At 36.6% G+C, this 19,621-nt stretch carries 18 protein-coding genes and 1 riboswitch; of the genes, 15 read left to right on the forward strand and 3 right to left on the reverse strand.

The window, feature by feature from the left end; all coding sequences use genetic code 11:
• Positions 1 to 102 precede the first annotated feature (102 nt).
• The gene (locus BC6307_RS06675; RefSeq protein ID WP_066419993.1) at positions 103 to 651 is read left to right on the forward strand and encodes a hypothetical protein; all 549 of its coding nucleotides are present in this window, start codon (positions 103 to 105) and stop codon (positions 649 to 651) included.
• A 127-nt stretch (positions 652 to 778) separates the two neighbouring features.
• Positions 779 to 2,209, forward strand: a complete 1,431-nt coding sequence (locus BC6307_RS06680; RefSeq protein ID WP_084380663.1) for an SEC-C metal-binding domain-containing protein — start codon at positions 779 to 781, stop codon at positions 2,207 to 2,209.
• Positions 2,210 to 2,330: 121 nt separating this feature from the next.
• Here BC6307_RS06680 and BC6307_RS06685 read toward each other — a convergent pair whose 3' ends face one another.
• The gene (locus BC6307_RS06685) at positions 2,331 to 3,191 is read right to left on the reverse strand and encodes a hypothetical protein (RefSeq protein ID WP_094366088.1); all 861 of its coding nucleotides are present in this window, start codon (positions 3,189 to 3,191) and stop codon (positions 2,331 to 2,333) included.
• 204 nt (positions 3,192 to 3,395) lie between these two features.
• Between BC6307_RS06685 and BC6307_RS06690 the strand changes: the two genes are divergently transcribed.
• The 9 genes from BC6307_RS06690 to BC6307_RS06730 all read left to right on the forward strand — a co-directional run bounded on the left by BC6307_RS06690 (position 3,396) and on the right by BC6307_RS06730 (position 13,744).
• Positions 3,396 to 4,076 carry a response regulator transcription factor gene (locus tag BC6307_RS06690; RefSeq protein WP_066421040.1) on the forward strand — a complete coding sequence of 227 codons (681 nt, stop codon included), beginning with the start codon at positions 3,396 to 3,398 and terminating at the stop codon, positions 4,074 to 4,076.
• 100 nt (positions 4,077 to 4,176) lie between these two features.
• Entirely contained in the window at positions 4,177 to 5,094 is a 918-nt protein-coding gene (locus tag BC6307_RS06695; protein ID WP_066421041.1) for an ABC transporter ATP-binding protein, read from the forward strand.
• Positions 5,087 to 5,839, forward strand: coding sequence for a hypothetical protein (locus BC6307_RS06700; RefSeq protein ID WP_066421044.1), 753 nt, complete (start codon positions 5,087 to 5,089; stop codon positions 5,837 to 5,839). Before BC6307_RS06695 ends, BC6307_RS06700 begins: the two co-directional genes overlap by 8 nt.
• A 109-nt stretch (positions 5,840 to 5,948) precedes the next feature.
• A complete protein-coding gene (locus BC6307_RS06705) occupies positions 5,949 to 6,767 on the forward strand; it encodes a sensor histidine kinase (RefSeq protein ID WP_235858316.1) in 819 nt (272 codons plus the stop codon).
• Positions 6,768 to 6,926: 159 nt separating this feature from the next.
• A riboswitch (cobalamin riboswitch) is annotated at positions 6,927 to 7,112 on the forward strand.
• A 237-nt stretch (positions 7,113 to 7,349) separates the two neighbouring features.
• The gene (locus BC6307_RS06710) at positions 7,350 to 9,599 is read left to right on the forward strand and encodes a DUF4430 domain-containing protein (protein WP_066421047.1); all 2,250 of its coding nucleotides are present in this window, start codon (positions 7,350 to 7,352) and stop codon (positions 9,597 to 9,599) included.
• A gap of 60 nt (positions 9,600 to 9,659) precedes the next feature.
• Positions 9,660 to 10,553 (forward strand): DUF4430 domain-containing protein, encoded by an 894-nt coding sequence (locus BC6307_RS06715; protein ID WP_066421050.1) that lies wholly within the window; start codon positions 9,660 to 9,662, stop codon positions 10,551 to 10,553.
• 1 nt (position 10,554) lies between these two features.
• Positions 10,555 to 11,445: an energy-coupling factor transporter transmembrane component T gene (locus BC6307_RS06720; protein WP_066421053.1), complete on the forward strand. Its 891-nt coding sequence runs from the start codon at positions 10,555 to 10,557 to the stop codon at positions 11,443 to 11,445.
• Entirely contained in the window at positions 11,418 to 13,094 is a 1,677-nt protein-coding gene (locus BC6307_RS06725) for an ABC transporter ATP-binding protein (RefSeq protein ID WP_066421056.1), read from the forward strand. The genes BC6307_RS06720 and BC6307_RS06725 overlap by 28 nt, the downstream gene beginning before the upstream one ends.
• Positions 13,064 to 13,744, forward strand: coding sequence for an ECF transporter S component (locus tag BC6307_RS06730; protein WP_084380731.1), 681 nt, complete (start codon positions 13,064 to 13,066; stop codon positions 13,742 to 13,744). The genes BC6307_RS06725 and BC6307_RS06730 overlap by 31 nt, the downstream gene beginning before the upstream one ends.
• Positions 13,745 to 13,800: 56 nt before the next feature.
• Here the strand turns inward: BC6307_RS06730 and BC6307_RS06735 are convergent, their stop codons facing one another.
• On the reverse strand, positions 13,801 to 14,619 hold the full coding sequence (locus tag BC6307_RS06735) for a hypothetical protein (RefSeq protein WP_094366090.1): 819 nt from the start codon (positions 14,617 to 14,619) through the stop codon (positions 13,801 to 13,803).
• Positions 14,620 to 14,801: 182 nt separating this feature from the next.
• On the opposite strand from BC6307_RS06735, the gene BC6307_RS06740 reads away from it, so the two are divergent.
• A complete protein-coding gene (locus BC6307_RS06740) occupies positions 14,802 to 15,005 on the forward strand; it encodes a hypothetical protein (RefSeq protein ID WP_066415970.1) in 204 nt (67 codons plus the stop codon).
• Positions 15,006 to 15,139: 134 nt separating this feature from the next.
• Complete coding sequence (locus BC6307_RS06745; protein ID WP_066415969.1) at positions 15,140 to 16,150, forward strand: LLM class flavin-dependent oxidoreductase; 1,011 nt, start codon at positions 15,140 to 15,142, stop codon at positions 16,148 to 16,150.
• A gap of 1,070 nt (positions 16,151 to 17,220) precedes the next feature.
• On the opposite strand, the gene BC6307_RS06755 is transcribed toward BC6307_RS06745, so the two are convergent.
• Positions 17,221 to 18,444, reverse strand: a complete 1,224-nt coding sequence (locus BC6307_RS06755) for an MFS transporter (RefSeq protein ID WP_066415963.1) — start codon at positions 18,442 to 18,444, stop codon at positions 17,221 to 17,223.
• Between the two features lie 435 nt (positions 18,445 to 18,879).
• Between BC6307_RS06755 and BC6307_RS06760 the strand changes: the two genes are divergently transcribed.
• Both BC6307_RS06760 and BC6307_RS06765 read left to right on the forward strand, forming a co-directional pair.
• The gene (locus tag BC6307_RS06760; protein ID WP_412766317.1) at positions 18,880 to 19,203 is read left to right on the forward strand and encodes an ArsR/SmtB family transcription factor; all 324 of its coding nucleotides are present in this window, start codon (positions 18,880 to 18,882) and stop codon (positions 19,201 to 19,203) included.
• Between the two features lie 3 nt (positions 19,204 to 19,206).
• On the forward strand, positions 19,207 to 19,599 hold the full coding sequence (locus BC6307_RS06765; RefSeq protein WP_066415959.1) for an SRPBCC family protein: 393 nt from the start codon (positions 19,207 to 19,209) through the stop codon (positions 19,597 to 19,599).
• Positions 19,600 to 19,621 lie beyond the last annotated feature (22 nt).

Here is a 19,621-nt window from a genome sequence, read left to right on the forward strand (position 1 = left end):
ACAATAATGAAGGAATAGTCCGTTTTAGGGTGTACTCTTCATGAAAGTAAACAAGTGAATAAATTTCATTCTCGCTGCATTTATCATTAATGGGGGTGTCTTATGCGTAAGGGTGAGGTGGAAGAAGTAGCCTTAAAAGTGGGCGGTTTTTCTCAAACGAAGAAGCTAGTAATCGGTGCGCTATTAGGAGCAATAGCTTTTATGCTACAATCTGCAGGAATTTTCGCTGGGATAGGTTATCTATTCAGCATGATGAGTACGGCTCCACTAGTAATTGCGAGTTTACTATCATTAAAAATTGGGACCATGACTTATTTCGTTACTATTTTTCTATTAGCGATGTTTCAACCAAGTGAACTATGGGTGTTTCCATTTACGACAGGTTTATTAGGATTAGCTCTAGGAGTGGGTCTCAAGTACTTAAGAAGGAGCATATTCATTATTCCATTTGCTGCTATATGTTTGTCTCTAGGAATCATTATCTTACTATATGGATTTAAATTTCCGATATTGGGACCTTCCGTAACAACAAACTTTAGTGGTGTCGTTATTTTAGCAATTTTGGTATTTTCCTTGTTGTATAGTTGGTTATGGCAGTTCGTAAGTCTCTTTATTATAAAACTTCTAAAAAGAATTCTTCCTCGACCATAATAAGAAGATCAAGAGGGGCACGTTAGTCCTAGTAGGGACATTCTTCAATATTAGAGAAATTCTTGAAAGTTAGCGCCGAAACCGTTATTCTAAAAGGAAAGAAGAGTATGAAGTGAGGATTATTTGAATGCAAATAAATAGAAATGATATCTGCCCATGCGGCAGTGGGAGAAAATATAAAAAGTGTTGTATGCAAAAAGACAATATTATAGATTTACATAGCTTAAAAGAGAAACGTTTTTATGAAGAGAAGCATGTGTTAACTACTAAAGTAATCCGTTTTTTATATGAGAACTTAAGCAGACAAGATGTAGAGGATTATGAAAGAGTTTTTGAGGAGAGAACAAATAACAAGATAGAACGTCAGCGTAGAGACACGTTGTTTCCCTTTTTTCTAGTATTTATCCAAGTATACAATAACGGCCTTCGTGGTATGGAGTGGTTTTACAAAGAGCAAGCTAACGGTTTAGTCCGAGAGCAGAAAGAGCTTGCTAAAGTGTGGACAGATCTAAACTTCCAGCTAATTCAGGTGATAGAAGTAAACGACAATTATTATACGATGTGGGACGTAATGACAAATGAAAAGTATATCGTTCCAATTGTAGAAACGAATGTTCCAAATAATTTAACTATAGGCTATGGAACAATTGCACTATTGGAAGAGTTTAATGGAAAACATTATTTTAACGGGGTAAGAGTATTCACTGATTATAAATATGTTCTACGGGTAAAAGCAAAAGTGAAAAAAATAATGAAAGAAGAAAATCTTTCGTATGGAGAGGTAATGAGGAAATATACTCTAGAGTTAATGACCTTACTAGTAAATAATGAGAAGCCTTTCGAATATAAAAAAGAGGATATACCTTTATTAAGAGAGTTACACTTAGAACATCTACCGTTTTACACAGCGGATTTCGTCGATTTCTATAAAGAAAAAACAAAAGGAAAGAAAGGAAACACAGTTCGTAAATACTTTACGAGCTTATGTGATTTGAATCTAGTTTTAAAGGAAAACGGGTTCGTAGATTTACGAGATCTTGATATGGAAGACTGGAACAAAGTATTAACACTAGACTATTTCAACATGTTTGAGACAATGACGAAGAAACAAATAACCGACATGATCAGTACGTTAAAATTATTCTTTCAATGGTTAAAGCAAAAAGGGAAAAGTACAGATGCAATGGAAAATACAGCAGCGTTCCTTACAGAAGAGGAAAATCAGTTGATAAAAGCTGTCGAATTACCTTATGTTTATGACCCTAGTATTGTTTTTCGAAAAATGCTAAGTGGAAAAATATCTGATGGCGGCAAAACGGTAGAAGGTTTGTTTCAAATAATCAGGAAAAATAAACAGAGCTTTCGTGTGCAATTGTTGAAATCAAATAACAGAGATTTACCCGGAAAGGAATTTACTGTCGCATGTGGTGAACACATGATGAGGTCCATAGAGGTTGGAATTATTTTTTCAGGGGCAATAAGTAAAGGAAACATAAACATGTGGGAAATGTTGAAGATTGAATTTGCATACCCTCGTAGTGTCGAAGCTTTTTTATAGTAGCGACAGTGTGAATTTTGTATTAATGTAGCTTTTGCTAGCCGTTTAGGGAATTATAAAAGTGGAAAGTTTTGGATAACTACTAACAAGCTTGTCAAAAAACAAGAAAGGCCGATACACTTTAATTTGAATCGGCCTTTTTATATTGCTCGTTATAGTTTCTATTCGCTTCGTCTTTAAATTGTTCAAGATTATCTAACCGCAAGTGATAATCCGCTTTTTCAAATATACTAACTCCATATTCAAATACTCTAATTGGAGCTGACACATTTTTCACACCGTACACATGAGGCTTATTTAAATGACCATAGCTTGTAATAGAACTACCGTATATACCTTCACCGTTATTTTTTTTATATTGTTCTAGATAACTTTCAAAATCAAAACCACTTCGTTCAAAGTATGTGACTCCTACTCTATTTAATTCCATATCATAATGTTTTTTTATGATTTCATTTACTTCTTTTGCAATGTGAAAATCTGCCTCTAATTCTTTTTCAATATCTATTTCTTCACTGATAACTGAATAATTGATCGTGGGATTAATACTCCCATAAGTAACTGAAGTTAAACTAGGTCCTCGTATACCTTCTGGTGAAAAATCAAGATATCCGTTGAACTCATTGTCTTTTCTATATTTATTCATCACTTCAAATATTTCTTGTCGTATCCAAAATGTTTTACTATCAAATGTGTCCCGAATAGAATTGTTTTGTTGGTCAATCGAAAGTTGGATCATAAAACTTGGGTCTCTTTCGTCGTAAAATACCCCGATGAAATCTCCTTCCTCTACGCCATTAGTACTTCGACTAGATTTATAAACATAACCATTAGAAATCACTAAATCGTGAGAGTTCGTTAAATAATCAATAAATTGTTCTTTTATTTCTGGGTATTCTTTTTTTGTGTTTTTTATAATATTTCCTACCGCACTAATTAATAGTATGAACGTTATAAAAATAAAAAAAGGTTTATATTTCAAATTATCATCACTTCTCTTCTTAGTAACTTTTGGATTGGATATGCAGTTCTTCATATTTAATTTCTATCACTTGAAGAAAATTCCTTTGTTAAATACATTATAACAAAACAATAGCTTCCTATAGTAGTAACAAACTCATCCAGTAAGCTATAATTAATAGAAACAAAGGACAAAACGAAACATATTAAAAAATGGGTGATCATGATGTATGAAGGTAAACGCATTTTAATAATTGAAGATGATCAAGAGATTAGTAGGCTACTCTCTGTAATTTTAGAAAAAGCGAATATGGAACCTGTCGCAGCCTATTCAGGTACAGAAGGTTTGTTGCAGATACAAAACAATATGTTTGATTTAATTTTATTGGATTTGATGCTACCGGGCAAAAGTGGGGAGGAACTTATAGGAGAGATTAGAGAAATGAGTTCCGTACCGATTATTGTCATTTCAGCCAAAGTCGATATCGAAAATAAAGTGCAAGTGTTGAAAATGGGTGCAGATGATTATATAACGAAACCGTTTCATCAAGAAGAAGTGATGGCCCGAGTGGAAGTACAATTACGAAAAGCAAACACACAACCGGAACAGTCAGCGGAAATAGGTTGGCGTGAGCTTAAAATGAATACGGAAAAACGGTCTGTAAAATTAAAAGAGAAAGAGCTCCAGCTGACGATTGCTGAGTTTGATATTTTAACCTATTTCATGAACAATCCCGAGCGTGCCCTTTCTAAAAAAGAAATATATGAAAGTATTTGGAAGGGGACTTATTATGGTGATGATAATACGATTAGCGTTCACGTCTCGAACCTCCGTAAGAAAATTTCCGAAATTACGACGGAAGAATATATAAAGACCATTTGGGGAGTAGGTTTTATGCTTACGTGACTCTTACCTTTACGATTTCTTTATGATTTGCTTAAAGGATTTTAAAGACTTCTAAGCTAAACTGGAAATAACAACGAATATAGTTAAGGGAGTCGAAAAGATGAGTACGATCATTCAGACACGTCAATTGACGAAAAAGTATAGGGAACAAGAGGTTCTGAAACCGCTTGATTTCTCAGTGGAAAAAGGGGAAATCTGTGCATTAATTGGAAAGAATGGTGCTGGCAAATCGACGTTATTCAAAGTTCTTGCAGGCCAAATAATGCCGACAAGTGGGGAGGTTCTCCTTTTTGGAAAATCTGGTAAAGAGATAGAGCGAGAGAAAAAAAGAATGGGTTTTATGATTGAAACACCTGCGTTTTTCCCGGATTTTACGGCAGTTCAAAATCTAGAATATTTTCGGATTCAACGTGGTGTTGTGGACAAGAAACGTATGTATGAAGTTCTAGAAATTGTAGGTCTTGCAAAAGAAAAGAAGAAACGATTTAAAGATTATTCCATGGGGATGAAGCAACGATTAGGGATAGCTTTATGTCTCTTAAGTAACCCCGATTGTTTAGTGCTGGATGAGCCAATCAATGGATTAGATGTGGAGGGGATTATCGAAATCCGGACATTATTGAGGAAGCTCAATCAGGAAAAACATATTACGATATTAATTTCTAGTCATATTTTAACGGAATTGAAATTGGTAGCAACTCGGTTTGTATTTATAAAAGATGGTGTAATCTTCGATGATTTAAGCAAAGACGCTCTAGAAGAGAAGAGTAGGAAACAAATTGTCCTAACGGTTGATAATTCAGTGAAAGTGGCACAACTTTTAGACCGAGCATATGGGGATATAGAGTTTAAAGTCCTTCCTAATCACGTCATCTCTATCCAAAATCATATAGAGAGCAGTGGAGAAATTAATCGCCTTTTAGTTGATAATGGTGTGATGGTGAAGGAGTTTCGCATTGAAGCTCTGAATTTAGAAGAATACTTCTTAGGATTAGTGGAGGAAAGTAACAATGATTAATTATATGAAAAGCGAATATTATCGTCTTCTCCGTAAAAAAGGCGTGCATTTTACAAGTGTCATATGTTTATTGTTGATCGTTGTGGCTGCCACTGTTCTTCAATATTTAGACAAAGTGGACCCTACTTTCCCGTATGCTACTAGTAATTATTTTTATTCCAATGTCATTGCCTTAGGTTTAATCATCATCATCATAGGGTTCATTTTTAATTCGGCTCTCACAAGCAAAGATGATATGTCGTTGATAAAACAAACTGTTTCTTTCGGCATTTCACGGGGTACAATTTTCTGGTCTAAGCTCATCTTAACGTTAAGCTATTTTGTACTTATTTGTGTCATTGGTATGTTTTTAATGATTGCCTTAGGGGAGAGCTTACTAATTACGGATAATCATTCAGTCCATAATTTTCTGATAGCGAGTGTAAATATGGCTCCACTTGTTTTAAGTGGATTTATTTTAACCCATGTGTTAAAAGTGATGAAAGTTCGAGACGTTTATATCTTTATCCTACTATTATTTATATATGGATTCTCTAGTAATCTTGTCCGGATGTTGTTCCGTCCGTTTCAAGGCTTGAGCGATGTCTATAAATATATGCCTAATACGTTATTTAACGATAACCTTGGAAACTATATAGTGGAAGCAGTCCCATTCAGTTACGAATATTGGGTGATCGGCATCGGAATTTCACTGTTTGTTTTATTCATCGGAGCAAATAGATTCGCTAAACAAAACATCGATTGATTAGAAGGGATGAATGAAAGTGAATAGCTGGTTGATTATCATAATCTTAGGTTTCCTGCTGATGGTTTCCGTCTCCAAGCTTCTACTGTTCCATTGGGATATTAGAAGGATGACAAAACAATTAGAGGAAATCAGTGAAAATTTCGGGACAAATGAATTAGTTCGTACAAATACTCATAATAAAAACTTGAGTAGATTTGCGACGAAAATCAACCAGCTCATTCAATTATACAAACAGAACCAACAGTCTGTCGAAAGAAGAGAAATGGAACTAAAGCAAGAAATCACCAATATCTCCCATGATTTACGAACTCCTTTAACATCGATCAAAGGATTTTCAGAGCTTTTAACAGATCCGTCTATTTCAGAAGGGGAAAAGAAAGAATTCCTAGAGATTATCCAGAAGAAAATCGATAATCTCACGATGATTGTAGATTTATTTTATGAACTATCACAACTTGATTCCTCTGACAAGAAATTGACGATGGAGAAACAGTCTCTAGATCAAATTGTTGTAGAATCAATGCTAATGTTCTATGAAGATTTTGAGAAAGAGCAATTACAGGTACAATTGGTTGAGGAGAGTGTACCTCCTATTCTTGCTGACAACAAAGCAACCGTTCGGATTGTAACGAACATCATTCAAAATGCTTTAACTTATGCCAAAAGCTATTTAAAAATAAGTTTTGTTGAGGAAGAGGAATACATTAGGTTAAGGGCAGTAAATGATGTGGAGAAGATTGATGCTGCGAAACTCCAACAGATTTTTAATCGAACTTATAGGCTGGATTCTAGTCGTACGGGTACACATCTTGGATTGGGGCTTCATATTGTTCAGCAACTTGTTAATAAACAGGGTGGAAAAGCAGTAGCTAATGTACGTGATAATGAATTTATTATGGAAGTGTCGTTTCGGAAGTGGGATTAGGAGTGAACGAGAGGGTAGGATCATTGTTCACACATTTTTAAAAGCGATGTCAAAAAAGTGTGGAACGTTTTCCTGTCCCTTTGTTCACCATTCATCCGTTAGCAAATTATGGTTGTTTAATAATTTGTTTAAATCTATAATAGGTTTGTAGTACAAAAATTGAATAGAAACTTTTATGGTGCTTTTTTAGAAAGCTTAATTGGGAAGTTCGGTTAAAATCCGACGCGGTCCCGCCACTGTAACGCGGAGCAACTTATCGTATCCACTGATTTTTATGAAAATTGGGAAGGGGATAAGCTTGTGGTGAAGCGAAGCCAGGAGACCAGCCATTCAAGTACTCTAGTAATCTCACGAGGATGGGAAGGAGAAGATATGATCTTGTATGACTATTTACATATGACACAGATGTGTCTTATTTGTGTAAAACATCTTCCCTTCAACAAAAAGAAGGGAAGGTGTTTTTTTATTGTTTAAAAAGCTGAATACCAACTAGATCCCACTACATAGTAATTCGTCACATCAATAATTATCACCACACCAACGTCAGGAGAAGAAAAAATCTTTAAATAGGGAGAGAGAAGCTTGTTACATTCATTTTTCAAAAAAAGTATAGCAACGATACTTAGCATTCTACTAATCTTTTCGTTATTTCATCCTATTGCTGCAACCGCTAGTGAAAAGGACACCATTAACATTTCCGTTCGAATTGAGAGTTGGGACAAAACAGTAGCGCCTTTAACTACTATTGAACTGGCCCCTTACGATATAACAAGAACGGTCGGAAACAATAAAGTTGGTAATTGGCATCTTACGAATGACCAACCTTTAGCCATTCATGCCATCATTAAAGCGCTTGAACTACAAGGTCTAGACGTAACCAAAAAATCTGTTATTGACGTTGGCTATCAAGGTAACTATATCGCTGGTGTGAATAATGTATATGAATTTGATTACGGTTTTACATCAGGCTGGATGTATAAAGTAAATGGTGTTTCTCCTTCTGTTGGAGTAGGAACTTACGAACTATCTAACAACGATATCGTAGAGTTATATTATATCGGGGATATGATGAATCATCATTTCGGAAAAATTGCTGCTTCTGCTACGGAAGTAAAAGAAGGGGATGAAGTTACTTTTACGGTGACAGGAGAGCCAGCTAACTGGGGAACTCCACCACCTGATGAAGCGATAGCAGATGCAACCATTTTAATTAATGGAGAAAAAAGTGAATTTAAGACAGATCAAAATGGAAGGGCTTCCATTCCGTTAACGAATGTAGGTACGTATTGGGTTACAGCAGAAAAGTTTGGAGCAAATTCCTATAATATGATTCGCCCGACGCCTATTAAAGTAGTCGTAACAGAAAAACTACCTTTGGTCCAAGCAATTGATCCAGTGGAATCAGTGGAAGTACCGTTTGGGACGAGTAAGGAAGATGCACTCCTTCATTTAACACCAACTACGAATCTAACAGATAGTAAAGGCAATAAGCACGAAGTCCAACTTTCGTGGTCTATTGATGGATTTAACTCAACTCAATCAGGAGAATATACGGCAACCGGGACTTTTTCTTTACCGGCAAACATAGAGCAAGGAAGTGTAGCTTTACTCGTCACAACTGTTGTAAAAGTGGCAGAACAAGCAACACCACCAGCCCCACAACGTGAATTGCCAGAAATAAGTACGTGGGCAACGCAAATTTCCAAGTGGATACTAAAAAATACAGACTTTTCACAGCATGACAACTTTAATGACTGGGACGCAATTGCTTTAGCGAGAAGTGGGCATTCCGTTCCAGAGCAATATTACGGGACATTAGTTGATTACGTAACAGAAAGAGAAGGGAACTTCCGTTTAGTTACCGATTACGAAAGAATGGCCATCGCGGTTGCTGCCATTGGAAAAGACCCTACAGATGTAGCTGGGTATAATTTTATTGAAAAAATATATAATCACGAGCGACTGACGAACCAAGGTACGAACGGTGTAACATATGCCTTGATTGCGCTAGATACATTCTCATATGAAATACCAGAGGACGCGCTTTGGAATCGTGATAGTTTAGTAGATTGGTTGTTGGACCAACAAAATGATGACGGAGGATTTCCTCTTGCAAAAGGATCTATAAGTGATGTAGATGTCACAGCAATGACCTTACAAGCATTATCTAACTATCAAACAGATGAAAGAGTACAAACGGCAACAGAACGTGCAGTCGCATGGCTGGCAGAAACGCAATTATCAAATGGTGGCTATAAGCTTTGGGGAGTAGAAAATAGTGAGAGTGTCTCTCAAGTTATTATTGCTCTTTCTAGTCTGAAAATTGAAGTAGAAGATGGGCAGTTCATTAAACCAGAAGGAGATTTATTATCAGCACTTTACGCATATGCGAACGAAGATGGTGGAATGGCTCACACTTTAGGAGATGAAAGTAACTATATGGCTTCCCATCAAGCACTTATGGCTTTGGCGGCCTATGAGAGAAATAAAAATGGGAAGGCCTCACTTTATAACATGCAAGACGTTCATGAGGAAGAAGAAGTCGAATCAAACCCGAGAGATGACAAAGAAGAGGAGAAACCAGGTAAAGAACAACCAAAACCAGAACAACAGCCTGAAGGAAAACAGCAAGAGGAAGCTCCAAAAAATAACGCCAATAACGAAAATAAAGAAGAAGGAAAGAAAGAATCGAACAAAGCTGGAAGCAATACAGGTGATGTGAAAAATAAACTTCCAAAAACAGCTACATCCATTTACCAGTTCTTACTTCTTGGTTTTGCCTTACTCCTTATCGGTACATTCCTATATCGATTACAAGCAAGAAAAGGGTAAACATTACAAAGAAAGGGAGGAGACTTCTCCTTTCTTTCCTTAATTTTTAGGAGGGTTGTCATGACAAGAAAAAAGTTAATCATTTTTAGCATTCTCTTATTAGCTGCCTTAACTACAGTTATTAGTTTAGAAGTTATCTCGAAAAATTCTGCTCTTGAAGCTACTGTGGAACAAAAACTGGATGATCCGCAAGTAGTAGTAGGTGAGGATGTTGTTCAAGGGTTTAAAAAGGAAACGGGACTTGCCGCGAAAGAGAACCGAAAAGTAGAAGTGGAAGAAGAGGCAGAGCAAGAAGCAAACGTTGCTACGAGCGAGTCGTTTGAAGCTGATACGGTTTTGGACCAACCGTCAAGCCCTTCTGTCAATACATCATCTACTGAAAGTCAAGAGACGAAAACAAACCGATCCAAAGCAACTAGTACAACACCAAAGTCACAAGAAAAGAAAAATAGTCAAACTACCGAAAATAAACAAGTGACAGAGAAATCGAAGCAAGAAAAAAATAGTGCGTATAAGGAAGATAAAAAGGAAGATAAAAAGGAAGATAAAAAAGAAGAGAAAAAGCAAGAGCCTGCTCCCCCTCCTGAAACCGTCCTTTTAACGATAATAGGTTCGCCAGACATTGGAACGATACTAGCAACGGTAGAAGTCGAGATAGTAAATAATGATACAGTACTAGAAGTGTTAAAACGCGAAACCCGAGCTCGGCAAATCCATATGGAATTCCGCGGTAGAGGGGCGACTGCTTATGTAGAAGGAATTAATAATTTATATGAATTCGATAGAGGACCTGGCAGTGGTTGGATGTACAGTATTAACGGAAAGTTTCCGAATCGAAGCGCTGGTATATGGCCAGTAAAAGCAGGAGAACATATCCGATGGCTTTATACAGAAGACTTAGGTAAAGATATTGGTGGCGGAGTAGATGATGGGCTTTGGGATGGAGAGGACTAACATGCAAACTAGTTTTACAACTCTTCATCCGATACTTCTATTTTTCTACTTTTCCGTTATTTTTTTTTCTAGCATGATATTGAAGCATCCTGTTTATTTGCTGTTTCTGCTTGTCGGTATTATCCTGTTGAATATTTCCTTAGATAAGGGAAAAAAATTAAAGAAATATTGGAAAGGGTACGTGCTCCTTTCTAGTGTCATCATTTTATTAAACCCACTTTTTTCAAGTAGAGGCGCAACCATTTTACTTTATGCATGGGATCGTCCGGTGACGTTAGAATCAATTGTATATGGTGCAACGCTTAGTTTATCGTTGTTGTGTATTTTGATCACTTTTGTTGCGTTCAATCTAGTAATTACCCCAACGAAATTTTTATATTTGTTTGGCAGAATAGCGCCAAAAAGTGCGTTTATTATAACAATTTCCCTACGCTTTCTCCCGCTTCTTTATCGAAGGCTAAAAGAAATAACGACAGTACAACAAATTCAAGGTAATTTACGTAAAGATTTAAGAAAAAAACAACGACTAACAGCAAGAATGGAGATGCTTCATACGTTAGTTTCTTGGTCGTTAGAGGAAGCGCTAGAAACGGCCAGTTCGATGAGGGCACGTGGATATGGTGTCCAGAAGAATAGAAGTAGTGCGGTATTATACAGACTTGAATCAAGAGATTTATATGTAGGAAGCTACCTATTTATATTAGCTGCATTCGTATGCATAGGTGTCGTGCTAGGGAGTATTTCATATGAAATCTATCCTACGCTACCCCCAATCATTATTACACCAGCATTTCTAGTTCATCTAACATGCTTTAGCTTATTTGTCTTAATCCCAACAGTAATGAACGGAAGGGAGTGGATATATTGGTACAGTACAAAATCGAAAATGTGAGCTTTGCATACCCGAATAGTGATCAACCCTCCTTAACTAGTGTCTCCTTTGAAGTAGAAGAAGGAGATTTTGTCGTGCTTTGTGGTCCATCTGGTTCTGGAAAAACAACCTTATTACGACATTTGAAGATGGAGGTACGTCCAGTAGGTACTTTGTCTGGATCTATATTTTATAATGGAAAAGGATTAGAAGAGATAGAGAGTACTAGATTAGTGGAAGAAATAGGAATAGTTTTTCAAGACCCTGACAATCAACTTGTGATGAATACCGTATGGCAAGAATTAGTGTTTGCGATGGAAAATTTAGCGTATTCCAGTGAGAAAATTCAACGCCGACTTGCAGAAGTAGTTCAATTTTTCGGAATGGAAGAGTGGTTACACATACCCGTTCATCAGTTATCTGGAGGACAAAAGCAACTCGTAAATGTAGCGGCAGTGATGGCGCTCCGTCCAAAAGTTTTATTGTTAGATGAACCGACCGCCCAATTAGACCCTATTGCCACACGAGATTTTTTACAATTACTCGTCAGAATTAATGAAGAGTTTTCTACTACCATCGTGATGAGCGAACATCGATTGGATGAAACACTTCCTATTGCTAATAAAGTAGTATTTTTAAAAAATGGTAGCGTTTGTTATGCAAATCATCCGGCAGTAGTACTACAGCATATTTGGGACGAGCAAAAAGACTCCGTTTCATATATACCAGCGATAAGTCGTTTTTATTTTGAAGTGAATAGTGACCCCCATCATGCATTACCTTTAACCGTAAAGGAGGCAAAGCGTTGGTGGAAGGCAAGTGGTCTGTCGTTTACTAGTGGCGATTTACATAAAAAGGACAACTCTGTGCAAGAAGAGGTACTCTTTCAGTGTAAAAACATCGTATTTCAGTATGAAAAAGACACTCCGCCTATTTTGAAAAATCTTTCACTTTCTGTACAAAAGGGAGAACTATTTATGCTGTTCGGTGGGAACGGTTCTGGTAAGTCGACATTTTTACAAAGTATTGCAGGTGCCATTACACCACAAAGAGGAAAGATGAAACTTTTAGGTAGGGATACTCGAAAAATACCGACACAGGAAAAATCTACCTTAGTAGCATACGTTCATCAAAATCCAGCGCTATACTTTACGAAAGAAACGGTGAAAAATCAATTAGACGATCGAATAGAACGATTACCAAATATAGATGAAGCGGTCCCTCGGTTAGCGGAATTAGTGAGCGTATTCGAGTTGAAAGACGTGTTACATAAACATCCGTTTGATATTAGTGGAGGGCAACAACAAAAAGTGGTGCTAGCATTAGCATTATTAGCGAACCCAGCCTTACTATTATTAGATGAGCCGACAAAAGGGTTAGACCCTGTTTCAAAGCTTAGGTTAAGCAACTGGTTAAAAGGTGTTAGAGAAAAAGGGACTACTATTATAATGGTAAGCCACGATGTAGAATTTGCTGCTTTGAATGCAACAAAGTGTGGCATGCTTTTTGACGGACAAATACATTCAGTGGAGGAGAAATTACAATTTTTACGAGAAAATTTCTTTTATACGACTTCATTTAATCGGGCGTTTGGAGAAGAGTGCCCGAATGCTATTACAGAAAAGGATGTTACCATTCAATGGCCAACACGAATAAAGTATTATACGTAGGAAGTATACTCGTCACTTGTTTCGTTCTAGCCGTCGTTCTCTGGTCAGAAAAATATTATTTACCTTTAAGCTTTATCATGATAGGGCTCGCGATGCTTCCTTTTTTCGTCCGATTTGAAAATAGAGAGATTAAGGCAGAAGAAGTGGTGTTAATTGCGATGCTTGCTTCGATTGCGGCGGTTAGTAGAGTGCCGTTCGCTTCTTTACCGAGTGTACAACCAACCTCATTTGTTATTATGATGGCAGGATTAGTGTTTGGAGCAGAAGTTGGTTTTTTAGTTGGAAGTATTGCGGCAATTGTATCTAATATTTTTTTAGGCCAAGGTCCGTGGACACCTTGGCAAATGTTCAGCTGGGGCATGATTGGCTTTACAGCTGGCTTGTTAAGAAACACAGTGTTTCTAAAAAGTTTTTGGGGAAAAAATGTCTTTGGGTTTGTGTGGGGATTCTTGTTTGGGTGGATTATGAATCTATGGTTCGTATTAGGCTTCTTTGAAGAGCTTTCCTGGAAAGTGTTCGCATCGGCCTACATTGCCAGTTTCTATTTTGACCTCGCCCACGCTCTATCCAACGTATTTTTCATCACCATATTCTCGGCCGTCTGGCTAAAAATACTTCATCGAGTAAAAATCAAATACGGCGTCTTATAGGTAAAGGGGGCGAACGTAATATTTTGCTGTCCCCTTAATCCAAAAGGAAGACCGATTCATTTTATTGAATCGGTCTTTTTATACTGCTCGTTATAATTTCTTTTCGCTTCGTTTTTAAATTGATCAAGACTATCTAACCGCAAGCGATATTCCATTTTTTCAAATCTACTAACTCCATATTCAAACACTCTAATTGGAGCAGACACATTTTTCACACCGTACACATGAGGCTTATTTAAATGACCATAGCTTGTAATAGAACTACCGTATATACCTTCACCGTTATTTTTTATATATTGTTCTAGGTAACTTTCAAAATCAAAACCATTTCGTTCAAAGTATGTGACTCCTACTCTATTTAATTCCATATCATAATGTTTTTTTATGATTTCATTTACTTCTTTTGCAATGTGAAAATCTGTCTCTAATTCTTTTTCAATATCTATTTCTTCACTGATAACTGAATAATTGATCGTGGGATTAATACTCCCATAAGTAACTGAAGTTAAACTAGGTCCTCGTATACCTTCTGGTGAAAAATCAAGATATCCGTTGAACTCATTGTCTTTTCTATATTTATTCATAACTTCAAATATTTCTTGTCGTATCCAAAATGTTTTACTATCAAATGTATCTCTAAACGAATGATCATGTTGATTGATAGAAAGTTGGATCATAAAACTTGGGTCTCTTTCGTCGTAAAATACCCCAATGAAATCTCCTTCCTCTACGCCATTAGTACTTCGACTAGATTTATAAACATAACCATTAAATATCAATAAATCGTGAGTACTCGTTAAATATTCAATAAATTGTTCTTTTATTTCTGGGTATTCTTTTTTTGTGTTTTTAATAATGTTTCCTACCGCACTCATTAGTAGTATGAACGCTATAAAAATAAAAAAAGATTTATATTTCAAATTACCGTAGTTGTTAATTCTTTAAAGATTGAGAAACAATATTAATAATTTGGGCGAGTACTTCGTGACTTGTAGCATTAAAAAATGAAACGAAAGCAAGGTAATGAACGTACTATTATTAGGGAGTGAGGCTTAAGTTGAAAGGTACTAATCGTATGTTACTATTCATCATAGTATATAGCATCGTTTTAATGTTCAATGCTGTGCTAGTAATTTTTTCTCCTCACCAATTCGTACGGGTTGTTTCGTTATTTGGTGTAGTCATCGCGTCTCTAACAATAGGTGCATTTACAAGAGAGTTTTTTATTCTAAAAGGAGCCCGTAAAGGAATAAATAAATGAAAAAGAGGCTCAACCTTACAATGAGCACGAAAATATTAAGAAATAGAAATGCAAATACATAAATCTGTGAGGTAGGACGAGGGAACAGAAATCGTACACACAGAAATATTAGAGAAGAAAGAAGTGGTTATTCTATGCAAATTAATAGACCGTCAAAATCCATAAATGAAATACCCTTTTCCGTCCTTGATCTTGCATCGATTGTGCAAGGGGGGACGCCTAGCCAATCTTTCCAACATTCGCTAGAGTTAGCACAGTTAACGGAAAAACTAGGCTATAAACGATACTGGTTAGCGGAGCACCACAATATGCCCGGTATAGCAAGCTCTGCAACATCTTTAGTAATTGGCCATGTAGCCGCGCATACTTCGACTATTCGGGTAGGGGCAGGTGGAATCATGCTTCCTAACCATTCGCCACTCTTAATCGCGGAGCAATTCGGAACGCTCGAAGCGATGTTTCCAGGCCGGATTGATTTAGGATTAGGTCGTGCACCAGGAACGGACCAACGAACAGCTCATGCCCTCCGTGGAGCAAACTACAACAATGGCGTTGAGTTTCCAGAACAATTAGAGCAACTGCAAGCCTATTTTGAAGGTTCGGCACCGGTACGAGCAATCCCTGGTGAAGGAGCGAATATCCCGATTTGGTTGTTAGGTTCTAGTGGATTTAGTGCAAGATTATCGGCACAACTTGGGATGCCGTTTGCTTTCGCTAGTCATTTTTCACCTGAAAACACAATACCCGCTCTAAAATTGTATTACGAGAACTTCCGACCGTCAGAGGATTATCAAGAGCCTTACGCAATGGTAGCAGTAAACGTCATAGCAGCAGATACGGATGAGGAAGCAGAATTACTTGCCACTTCGATCAAACAAAGCTTCCTAAACATGATGAGAAACACACCAACACAATTACAACCACCAGTAGAGAATTTGGATGAGCTCATGAGCCCATACGAAAAGGCGATTTTAGAAAAACAATTAGGTTCCACAATTATTGGAAGTCCAATCACCGTAAAGAAAAAGCTGCAATCTTTCTTAGATGAAACAAAGGTAGATGAAATAATGGTGAGCACAATGGTTTATGACCACAACGCTCGACTCTACTCCCACCAACTCGTGGCTGAAATAACAAAACGGTAAAACGTATTGGGGTATTTCTAAATAACAAGTGAAAAAGAGATAAAAAACTCTTTTGTAAAAGGGAAGCGTTTCTTCACCAGGAAGAAACGCTTTTTGGGGTGAGAATATGTACCAAGGAAAGATACTAATCTAGGAGAAGACCAAGCTATTCAGTAATACCACCAAACGCTTAAATAACTCAACTTTTTATTAAACAATGAATGGTAGTAGTAGAATTAGGAAACCTAATACTGGAATAAAAAATCTTAAAGAGGTTTGTAATGAAAAAGAGACGAAATAAAAGAAATCAGCATTTCGCTTTGGTAGTAGGTATTATATTAATAAGTTTCTTCAATAAATCTATTCGCGATATACCTAAGTATTATAAAAGTCTCCTTTATGTTAGTTCATTTAATTTGATTTATTATTATCTTTGTAAAAGACATCTCGTTTGGGAGTTTATTCCGACTGGGGTTAACTGGTTAATTATTAGAATAGCGCATGTGATAATAGTAACTCCATTATTAGTAGTTATATTTTTATCAAAAATGCCAGTAACATTTTTTAAGAAATGTATACATCTATTAAGGTCGGTTTTTATCGCTACTGTTGTGGAATTTTTTGCTCACAAGAAACAATTAATCCTCTACGCTCATGGTTGGAATATTTATTGGTCCAGTTTATTATACGGAAAGATGTTTATGTACAGCTATTTATTCACTAGAAAACCTTTAACTACACTGTTTCTATCTTTATGCTCCACTGTTTTTTTAATATTTAAATTCAAAGTGCCGTTAAAACGGAAGCATATTTCCGAGTACTTTAAGCCATTTACTGACCTTTATTACCATACGTTTATCGAGGATTTATTTAGTCGTAAAAGACGGAAAATATTATGAGATTAAATGAGGGAACATAAGCTATATGTCCAAAAATGTTAACAACAATTGAAAAAATGTGTAAACCACTAATTCCAATCCCCTTGTTAATACTCTCCATTCCGCCTTTATATCTTCCTTCTAAACCAAAAAATAAAAGGCCGGGTACCATAATCAAAAGAGGTACTTGGCCTTTCGAAACAGCTATGAATGTTAACTTACACGTGCCTGCAATGTTGCCTTTTCGGCTAATCTTACCCTCTTCATTTGTCTTCGAAGGACGAAAAAATAGGCCAAGAATGCGATGATGATGCTTAAAGCACTTAATAGAAAAACGGCTTTGAAACCTGCTTGAAGGGAAATAAAACCTAACGCAATTGCTCCGCCACCGCTACCCAAGTCTTTTGCTGTAAAAAACGTCGAGTTCCCTGCACCTCTTCGATCAGGGGGGCAAAGTTTAATCATAACAGCATTTAAAGCGGGCTCCACAAAACCTAATCCTAATCCATAGAGGACACCTGAAATAATAAAACCTCCGAGTGTAGATGCATAGGCTAACACGACAAATGAGCCGGCCATGATAAATAAACCAGGGATAATGACGTAGGAACTACCATATTTATCTGCTAATTTCCCACCAACAATTCTTGTGAACAATAGAGCAAAGGAATACACCGTAAAATATAAACCGATATCAACAATCCCTAAAGATAGCGCAAAGGTTGGAATGAAGGTTAACGCTGCACCCATCGCAACATAGACAAATGCCGTTACCAACCCAGTTGGAAGAGCAGTTTTCTCAAAGAGTAGTTCCGAGATTTTACGTTTTTGTTTTGATTTTACAAAAGCATTCGGATTTCGTTTTTCATACGTAATAAAAAGGCTACAAACAATGGAGATCAAACCAATCAAACCGGCTACAATAAAAAGTACTTGGTAATTAAACTGTTGAATCAAATAAATACTTAAAGCTGGTCCAATGGCCGTCGCTAGTGTATTGGATAAACCGTAATAACCGATCCCTTCTCCTAACCGTTTTTTTGGAACAATATCTGAAATAACAGTTCCGGCAGCATTCGTCGTAGCGCTGAATCCTATTCCGTGTAAACTACGCATTATCAATAGTAGACTAATAGAAAATGCAACAACATAGGAAAGGGTAATAAATGCGGCTACGATAGCACCAATAATGAGCACAATTCTACGACTCTTCTCATCTGATAATTTACCAAAATAAGGTCTAAAAAGTATGGCTACAAACATGAAAAAACCGAAAAGCATCCCGGAAATCGAATTATCGCCGCCGAGATGAATCGCGTATAACGGGAGTGCTGTCATTAACATATTGTTTGAAATCTGTGTTGACATGGCATAACTAAACGTTAAAAAATAATCTTTCGTCCATAATTTTTCTACAGTACTTTGTTGTTCCAGCAAATAATATCCTTCTTTCTATATATAGTAATGTGATAATAGTATTTGATTATTATAGTACGAAAGTTAAAAAGAATCAAAAAATAAAACGGATGAAGGGGAAAGAAAGTCGAGGACATGGAAATTGATAGTTTCGTGTGAGTTTAACTTGAAACATCATTTGCGAACACAATTTTATAAGTATAACATTGTTAGAAGTTAATTTAGAACCAATTGCTCCTTCCAATTTAGTTCATACAATCCATAGAAAAACTCTTGTACTAGCTGGTAGCATTTCTTTAAGATGAAGAAACGCTTTTTTTCGATTTTGTCGAGTTCTATATTCCCTGTCCTTTGTTTACTACCGTTTATTCAAACAAATCTAACTATTGACTAGACACCATTTAGTGTCATATAATAATGACACTAAATGGTGTCTTATTTTTTGGAGGTGGGAGGATGTTGGAAAATACTTGCCGAAAGGATGACGTGTATGTAGCGATTGCGGATCCAACAAGGCGTAAAATCATACGTTTGTTGGCAGATGCGGAGGAGCTACCTCTATACGAATTAACTGCGCAATTTGACATGGGGCGTACCGCTGTATCCAAACATTTGGCGGTCCTTAAAAAAGCAAATTTAGTTACGAACCGCAAATTTGGTCGAGAAACAAGGTATCGATTAAACGCAGCTCCCTTACAAGAAGTAAAAGACTGGTTATCCTTCTATGAGAAGTTTTGGAATGAAAGAGCGATGTTACTAAAAAATATATTGGAGGAATAAAGTATGGCAGATTTATCATTAGATTTTCAATTTAAAAGCCCGATTAATAAAGTGTGGGACGCATTAACCCATTCGGATACGCTCGCACAATGGGTGATGGAAAATAATTTTAGACCAATTGTAGGATACAAATGCCAGTTCCGAAACCCGGAAATAGGGTTAATTGTAGAAAGTGAAGTATTGGTAGTAGAAAAGCCTTTTAAGCTATCTTACACATGGGTAGGTGGACCAATAAACACGATTGTCACTTGGACATTAAAAGAAGATGGCGACATAACTTACTTACATCTAGATCAAACAGGATTCGATGAAGAAAATCAAGCGGCGTTCAATGGCGCAAAATATGGTTGGTCATATATGGTAGAAGAGCTGAAAAAAGTGATGGAGGAAAAGTAAGGCATTTTTGAGGAAAATAGAA

The sequence above is a fragment of the Sutcliffiella cohnii genome (assembly GCF_002250055.1).
Lineage (GTDB): Bacteria > Bacillota > Bacilli > Bacillales > Bacillaceae_I > Sutcliffiella > Sutcliffiella cohnii.

Coding starts and splice junctions, on each gene's coding strand:
- BC6307_RS06705 (WP_235858316.1), top strand. CDS start 5,949: ATGACAAAACAATTAGAGGAAATCAGTGAAAATTTCGGGACAAATGAA.
- BC6307_RS06700 (WP_066421044.1), top strand. CDS start 5,087: ATGATTAATTATATGAAAAGCGAATATTATCGTCTTCTCCGTAAAAAA.
- BC6307_RS06715 (WP_066421050.1), top strand. CDS start 9,660: ATGACAAGAAAAAAGTTAATCATTTTTAGCATTCTCTTATTAGCTGCC.
- BC6307_RS06720 (WP_066421053.1), top strand. CDS start 10,555: ATGCAAACTAGTTTTACAACTCTTCATCCGATACTTCTATTTTTCTAC.
- BC6307_RS06695 (WP_066421041.1), top strand. CDS start 4,177: ATGAGTACGATCATTCAGACACGTCAATTGACGAAAAAGTATAGGGAA.
- BC6307_RS06690 (WP_066421040.1), top strand. CDS start 3,396: ATGTATGAAGGTAAACGCATTTTAATAATTGAAGATGATCAAGAGATT.
- BC6307_RS06730 (WP_084380731.1), top strand. CDS start 13,064: ATGGCCAACACGAATAAAGTATTATACGTAGGAAGTATACTCGTCACT.
- BC6307_RS06675 (WP_066419993.1), top strand. CDS start 103: ATGCGTAAGGGTGAGGTGGAAGAAGTAGCCTTAAAAGTGGGCGGTTTT.
- BC6307_RS06735 (WP_094366090.1), bottom strand. CDS start 14,619: ATGAGTGCGGTAGGAAACATTATTAAAAACACAAAAAAAGAATACCCA.
- BC6307_RS06680 (WP_084380663.1), top strand. CDS start 779: ATGCAAATAAATAGAAATGATATCTGCCCATGCGGCAGTGGGAGAAAA.
- BC6307_RS06760 (WP_412766317.1), top strand. CDS start 18,880: ATGTTGGAAAATACTTGCCGAAAGGATGACGTGTATGTAGCGATTGCG.
- BC6307_RS06765 (WP_066415959.1), top strand. CDS start 19,207: ATGGCAGATTTATCATTAGATTTTCAATTTAAAAGCCCGATTAATAAA.
- BC6307_RS06745 (WP_066415969.1), top strand. CDS start 15,140: ATGCAAATTAATAGACCGTCAAAATCCATAAATGAAATACCCTTTTCC.